We start from the raw sequence: 6,274 nt of genomic DNA, 5'->3' as shown, positions 1-6,274 counted from the left end.
AAAACAGAGAGAGCTAACCTGGTCAATTACCTAAAGAAAAATAAAGATAGAATTGAATATGGCCGGTTGCGGCGAGGAGGCTATCCTCTTGGTAGCGGGGCAATTGAAAGTGCCAATAAGTTCATCAGCAATATTCGACTTAAAAGATCCGGTGCCTGGTGGAAGGTGGACTACGCCAATAATATTTTGAAACTGCGTTGCGCCAAATACAATTCTAAATTTGACTCATTTTTTGATGGATATGAGGAAAAGACCAAAGGCAAAAGAGTTACCAGAGAAAAGAGACTCCGCGTCGTCAAATGATGCCATAGTCATCGGATGCTCCCTCTCCGCCCAGCTCACGCCTTTCTGACCGCTCAGAACGCCAAGTACTCCACCGTAGGTGACTGCGCTGACGGCCAATGGGATATTCGCCAAAGCACCTCTATACATGCTGCGATACATTGTGTTCCTCTTCAGTTGAAATACATTTGCACACCCATGTAATAAGATGACAAAAGTCAGAAAAATAGTATATAGTGATTATCAGACATAAAGTATCGAGCAGGTGACACCATGAAACACACTCTATACGCGCCCTTCAATGATTCCCTGCCTGTGCCACTTTTTCTTCGCACAACTCTCATGCCAAATGATGCAATATTCCCGGAACATACGCATCCCTGGGGTGAATTTGTATACTCGCACAACGGTGTGGTGCAGGTTATGGTCAAGGAGAAACGGTATCTTGTCCCTCCCCAGTACGGAATCTGGATACCACCTTACAAACACCATCTTGGCTTAAATCGTCGGGAGGTCTTGCAGTCATCCTTATATGTTACGAATGAGTTGTGCTGCAAATTGCCGTCGGAGTCGCTGGCTTTGCTCGTATCACCTTTTATGCGGTCAATCCTGGAACATGCGCGTGAAAGCACCCAAGAATATACAAGCCAACGGTACTTACGGTTGCTTACAGTTTTTTTGGATGAACTGACAGAAGCCCCCCGAGCGGGAACCTTTCTGCCAGCCTCTGATGATCCTGTTTTGCAGAATGTTCTCAATTATCTGGAAAAACATCCAAGCGATAACCGATCAGTAAATGAACTGGCTCAAGAGGCTCGTATAACGGAAAGAACTCTTGCCAGGAAATGCAGACAGGATTTAGGAATGCCACTGACTGAGTGGCGCAACCGCATGCGCGTCGTTAATGCAATCGCTATGATTGAGGAAGGCAAGAATGTTGAGACCGTTGCATCTGAATTCGGTTATTCCAGCGCATCCGCATTTATCGCAATGTTTAAGCGATTGACAGGGGCAACACCGGCCAGCTACAGGGGGGACTGATCTTCAACAGCAACTGCCAAAATATTTATTATGACAACATCAGCCACTGTTCTCGTTCTTAATGCCGAGTGCGTACCTATCTCTACTTGATATATCTACTGTTCAGAACAATATGTAGTATAATATGATAATGTCTATTTATAGCGGGTTAGGTGTGAGTGAAAAACAGTGTTTGCATATAGCAAGTTAATCGCCACCATGAAGGCATCCAGTTATCCATTTGCAATCATCCCGCACTTCTTCAATTCATTGGTCTTAAATTACAGATTCGTTCCGGGGGGAAGTATCTGTAAAAAGTTGTACGGCCAATTCCTAATGCTTTAATAATATCAGTGATCGAAGGATAGTTTTCTGCATCCTTTAACATTGTTTCGGCCATCCGTATTTTTTCGTCAGTCATTGCTTTTGGCCTGCCTCCTACTCGACCTCTTTTCTTGGCTGCTTCAAGGCCAGCTTTTGTGTTCTCAACAATTATTTCTCTTTGGAATTGATCAAATGCAGCATTCATATGAAAAAAAAGCCTACCTTCAGGAGTGGTTGTGTCAATTTTCTGAGTGATCACCATTAGGCTGATTTTTTTTTCTTCAAGTGTCTTTACTGTATTGATCACTTGGGTAAGAGAACGGGCAAGACGAGACAATTTCCAGACAACAAGGGTGTCACCTGGGCGCAAATATTCGAAAGCCTTTTTGAGCTGAGGCCGTTCACTGCTCACTCCGGAAGTTTTTTCTGAGAAAACCTTTTCACATCCAAATTCTTTCAATGCATCAATTTGATGTCTAGGGTCTTGATCCAAAGTCGAGACTCGAGCATATCCTATTCTCATAATATGTTCCAAAAACGTTTTATTTGTATAATAGCAGAACAATTTCAGCGGAACAAGGTTTTGGAACACATTTTGGTTGATTCAAGCAAAATTTTTTTTAGGATCGTAAATGTTCACAAAACCCTGGTTTTTGGAACAAAGTGACTGACCGGAGGTTGATAGCATTTCAGCAATAGGCCATATGCTAAAAATCCCCAAGGAAAATGTTTGTTTAGTTTGCTTAAGATGAATGGCTGGCTTATACTGTAGAGTAGTAGTTAAAGGTACTACCTATTAATAATGAGGTATCAATATGGCAACATCCGTAAAACTTGATGACGATATGAAAAGTCGTATACAGCACCTGGCTGATGTACGCAATCGCTCAGCACACTGGATCATGCGTGAAGCAATTCGTGACTACGTTGAGCGCGAAGAGGCAAGAGAAAATTTCAAACAAGAGGCCTTAGCATCTTGGACAGCTTATAAGGAAACAGGGCGGCATCTGACAGGACAGGAAGTTCGCATCTGGTTGAACAATTGGGGCACTGATGAAGAAGGAGAGATTCCACCGTGCCACGAGTAATTATCACAGAAGGTGCAGCGCAAGGGTTGGAACGTTGCCGGCGTTTTCTGGCAGAAAAAAATCCACAAGCAGCGAAGCGTGCAGGTCAAGCGATAGAACGTCAATTTGCGCTTTTAGAAACTGAACCGGGGATAGGGAGGCCATTGGATGATCTCCCTGAATTACGTGAGTTAATCATCCCGTTTGGAGACACTGGTTATATTGCACTCTATCGTTACGAGGCCAACGTTGATTCAATTTACGTGCTGGCTTTCCAACATCAAAGAGAAGCGGGCTACTGATAATTACTAACGGAAATTGTGTGAAAGCAGTCCGAAAACGCTTATCTATACTCACCCAATCTGAAATACAGAATTATTTCGGAATTCCACGACTGACCCAAGAAGACAGGGAATATTTCTTCGAACTCACAGATAACGAACTTCACCTCATTGACGAAAATTGGCAACTTAACTCCAAGCTGTACTTTGTACTGCAGTTGGGTTATTTCAAAGCAAAGCGTATACTTTTTAACTTTGATGCTGAAGTAGTTGCCGAAGATGTTGCCTACATCATCGGGACATATTTCCCAGATAATGAGGGACACCAATTCAAAGTTCCAAGCAAGCCTACCCGCCTCAAACAGCAAAAGCTCATTTGCCAGAATTTCAAATTCAGCCGGTATGATAAACAAGTCAGTGCCGTACTAAAAGATGTAGCCGGACTCGTTGTCCGCCGATCAGCTAAGCCTGTATATATCCTGCGAGAATTGCTTAATTTTCTGGAGAAACAACATGTTGTTCCTCCAGCGTATAGTACTTTCCAGGACCTGATCGGAAACTGCTTATCCGAAGAACGGCGAAGAATTGGCCAGCAACTCATGCGTGATCTGGCCCCTGGGGTTGAAGCTATACTATTTTCAATTCTATCGGATGATTCTTCAGGTCTGCACTGGGTGACACAACTAAAAAAGGAACCCAAGGATTTTAGCTATAAAGAAGTGCTCCGTGAGACGACACGAGCCAATGAGTTGAAACCCCTGTATGATTTCTTCAAGAGATGGCTGCCAAGCATTGAGATCTCTAATGAAAGCATCCGGTATTACTCGGCGTTGGTCGAGTATTATTCCGTTTATAAAATTCGAAGGTTTGAAACCCCAACTGCCTATTTTTATTTACTATGCTACGCTTATCATAGAACACACATTATCTACGACAACCTTATCGATGCCCTAATTTACAATGTGCGTCATTATGAAGAGCAGGCCAAGCTGTATGCGAAAGAATTCATTTACCAGCAAACAACTCAGGCAGGTAAAGACATAAAGCAAACAGGGAAAATTCTAGAATTCTTCCTGAACCCTGATATTGATGACAACCTGTCATTTGGTGAAATTAGAGAGCGGGCTTTTGAATTGTTGGCACGCGAAAAAATGGCCAATGTTACGACCTTTATTAATTCTGCCGGATTCGATGGAGAAGAGTACCAATGGCAACACCTGGAATCTCTGTCAGGATCTATTAAAAAGAATATTCGACAGATTATCAGAGCAATCGATTTCACAAGCAATACAGAAGAAACTCCGCTAATTGAAGCAGTTATCTTTCTTCAGCTCAACTTTGAATTAGGCCGGACCTTGAGGCGGCTGCCAAAAGCCAACTTCCCAGTAGGTTTCCTAACCAACTCACTACAAAAACACGTATACGCAGAAAAAACGCCTGAAAGCCTCATTGCGGAACGATACGAGTTTGCCGTATATAAAATGCTCCGTAACGCATTTGAATCAGGTGATATTTTTAATCACAAAACCAACAAATATCGCAGTTTTACAGACTATTTGATCCCGCTCAACCGTTGGAGAAAACACAAAGAAAGAATCATCACTGAACTGGACCTGCCGGTCTTAATGAAGCCAATCCAGCAAACTTTGAACGAATTCAAAATAACGCTGGAAGAAAAAATTCAGTACGTCAATCAACGCATTTTGGCCAGAGAGAACAAAGACATCAAAATCACCGGCAAAGGCGATAATCTTAAATGGACGCTACCATATAAACGTGACGAAGGGGAAGAAAGCAATCAGTTCTACCAAGCCATTCCGACAATCGGTATCGCTGATTTACTTAACTATGTCCACAGAAAAACTGGATTTTTAGATGGATTTTCTCATGTTCTGGATCGGTATGTGAAGGGTACCAAGGATACAAAAACGGTATTGGCCTGCATAGTTGCATTGGGCACCAATATGAGCCTTGGTCGAATGGGCGAAATTTCCGACGTGGATGCTCAAGATCTTCAAACGAATTATCGAAATTTCTTCAGATTAGAAACGCTGAAGGAAGCCAATGACTTGATTGCCAATGCCACAGCAAAGCTTTCCATCTTCAGGCATTATGACATTGAAACAGATGTATTGCACTCAAGCAGCGATGGTCAACGTTTCGAAACGCAGCGCAATACTATCAACGCCAGACATGCCTCGAAATATTTTGGTCTCAAAAAAGGTATCTCTGCCCTTACGCTGATTGGTAACCATGTCCCGATCAATGCCAAAGTTATTGGTACCCACGAGCATGAAAGTTATTTTGTCTTTGATTTGCTCTACAATAACACCACAGATATTGACCCTGATCGACACTCGGTTGATACACACGGTACCAACCAAGTTAACTTCTGGATTCTCCACGCCTTTGGTTATCAGTTTGCGCCCAGGTATCGAAACTTCTCATCAAAAACGGATAGCATTGTAGGCTTTCAACTTCCAAATCATTATGATGATAATTTTTTGGTGAAACCAGCTCGAAAAGTAAACGAAAAGCTTATTGTTGAGGAATGGCAGAATATTCAACATATCATGGCGTCACTGGGGCAAAAAGAAACAACTCAGTCGGCTATCGTACGGAAACTTAGCTCCTACGCCAGACAAAACAGAACAAAGAAGGCTTTGTGGGAACTCGATAATATTTGCAGAAGTATCTATTTGTTAGATTATCTTGATAACAAGCTGCTACGTAAGCATGTCACGAAGGCTTTAAATCGTGGAGAAGCTTATCACCGACTCAAAAAAGCCATTGCTCATGTCAACGGCGGAAAACTAAAGGTGAAAAGCGAAATCGAGCAGCATATTATTCACGAATGCACTCGACTAATTGCCAATGCGATCATTTATTTTAATGCTGAACTACTGTCTGGTCTGATCGACGATAATTCCGTAAACTCCACGATTACGGTTGAACATATCAAGAAAATTTCTCCGGTAGCTTGGCAGCATATAAATCTCTACGGACGATTTGAATTCAATGACCTTGGAACGCCATTCAATGTTGAGGAGTTCATGAGAACATTTGATTTGACGAAATTAACCAACTTTGAATCTGTGAGATAGCAAATTTTACCATATCGGGGGATGGGCAAAAATAGCCATAAGGCAAATCAAGAAAGGTGCTCAACCATTCTTGCTTGGCAAGTCCGTATTCTTGAATGGGTTTCCAGCCATCTGCGCCGCAAATGGTACCGCAGATGGCAATTACAAGAATATCGAGCAGGTTATGTTTGATTTGATCCGTATCTCTGGGGTCATC

General features: G+C 42.4%; 6 protein-coding genes and 1 pseudogene. 5 read left to right on the top strand and 2 right to left on the bottom strand.

The genetic code is table 11. The annotated features are described in order from the left end of the window. Together G493_RS30735 and G493_RS0122005 are read left to right on the top strand one after the other, a co-directional pair. Positions 1-303 (top strand): annotated as a pseudogene (locus G493_RS30735) (ISKra4-like element ISDau4 family transposase); the annotation flags it as partial. A 252-nt stretch (positions 304-555) separates the two neighbouring features. After that, positions 556-1,323 (top strand): AraC family transcriptional regulator, encoded by a 768-nt coding sequence (locus G493_RS0122005; protein WP_028582108.1) that lies wholly within the window; start codon positions 556-558, stop codon positions 1,321-1,323. Positions 1,324-1,564: 241 nt separating this feature from the next. Here G493_RS0122005 and G493_RS0122000 read toward each other — a convergent pair whose 3' ends face one another. Continuing rightward, entirely contained in the window at positions 1,565-2,149 is a 585-nt protein-coding gene (locus tag G493_RS0122000) for a recombinase family protein (protein WP_028582107.1), read from the bottom strand. A gap of 292 nt (positions 2,150-2,441) precedes the next feature. Between G493_RS0122000 and G493_RS0121990 the strand changes: the two genes are divergently transcribed. From G493_RS0121990 to G493_RS0121980, 3 genes are read left to right on the top strand one after another with little or no spacing between them, the layout of a single operon-like run. After that, positions 2,442-2,714, top strand: a complete 273-nt coding sequence (locus G493_RS0121990; RefSeq protein ID WP_028582106.1) for a CopG family ribbon-helix-helix protein — start codon at positions 2,442-2,444, stop codon at positions 2,712-2,714. Beyond that, complete coding sequence (locus G493_RS0121985) at positions 2,702-2,995, top strand: type II toxin-antitoxin system RelE/ParE family toxin (RefSeq protein ID WP_028582105.1); 294 nt, start codon at positions 2,702-2,704, stop codon at positions 2,993-2,995. Before G493_RS0121990 ends, G493_RS0121985 begins: the two co-directional genes overlap by 13 nt. Before the next feature lie 20 nt (positions 2,996-3,015). Next, on the top strand, positions 3,016-6,078 hold the full coding sequence (locus G493_RS0121980) for a Tn3 family transposase (RefSeq protein ID WP_028582104.1): 3,063 nt from the start codon (positions 3,016-3,018) through the stop codon (positions 6,076-6,078). Here the strand turns inward: G493_RS0121980 and G493_RS30730 are convergent. After that, positions 6,026-6,274 (bottom strand): transposase family protein (locus G493_RS30730; RefSeq protein WP_028582103.1); only part of this gene is annotated, 249 nt, incomplete at its 5' end. The genes G493_RS0121980 and G493_RS30730 overlap by 53 nt on opposite strands.

This window comes from Desulfogranum japonicum DSM 18378 (genome assembly GCF_000429945.1).
Lineage (GTDB): Bacteria > Desulfobacterota > Desulfobulbia > Desulfobulbales > Desulfobulbaceae > Desulfogranum > Desulfogranum japonicum.
Note: the sequence above shows the minus strand (reverse complement) of the source record. Positions and strands in the feature narration are given on the sequence as shown.

Coding starts and splice junctions, on each gene's coding strand:
- G493_RS0122005 (WP_028582108.1), top strand. CDS start 556: ATGAAACACACTCTATACGCGCCCTTCAATGATTCCCTGCCTGTGCCA.
- G493_RS0122000 (WP_028582107.1), bottom strand. CDS start 2,149: ATGAGAATAGGATATGCTCGAGTCTCGACTTTGGATCAAGACCCTAGA.
- G493_RS0121990 (WP_028582106.1), top strand. CDS start 2,442: ATGGCAACATCCGTAAAACTTGATGACGATATGAAAAGTCGTATACAG.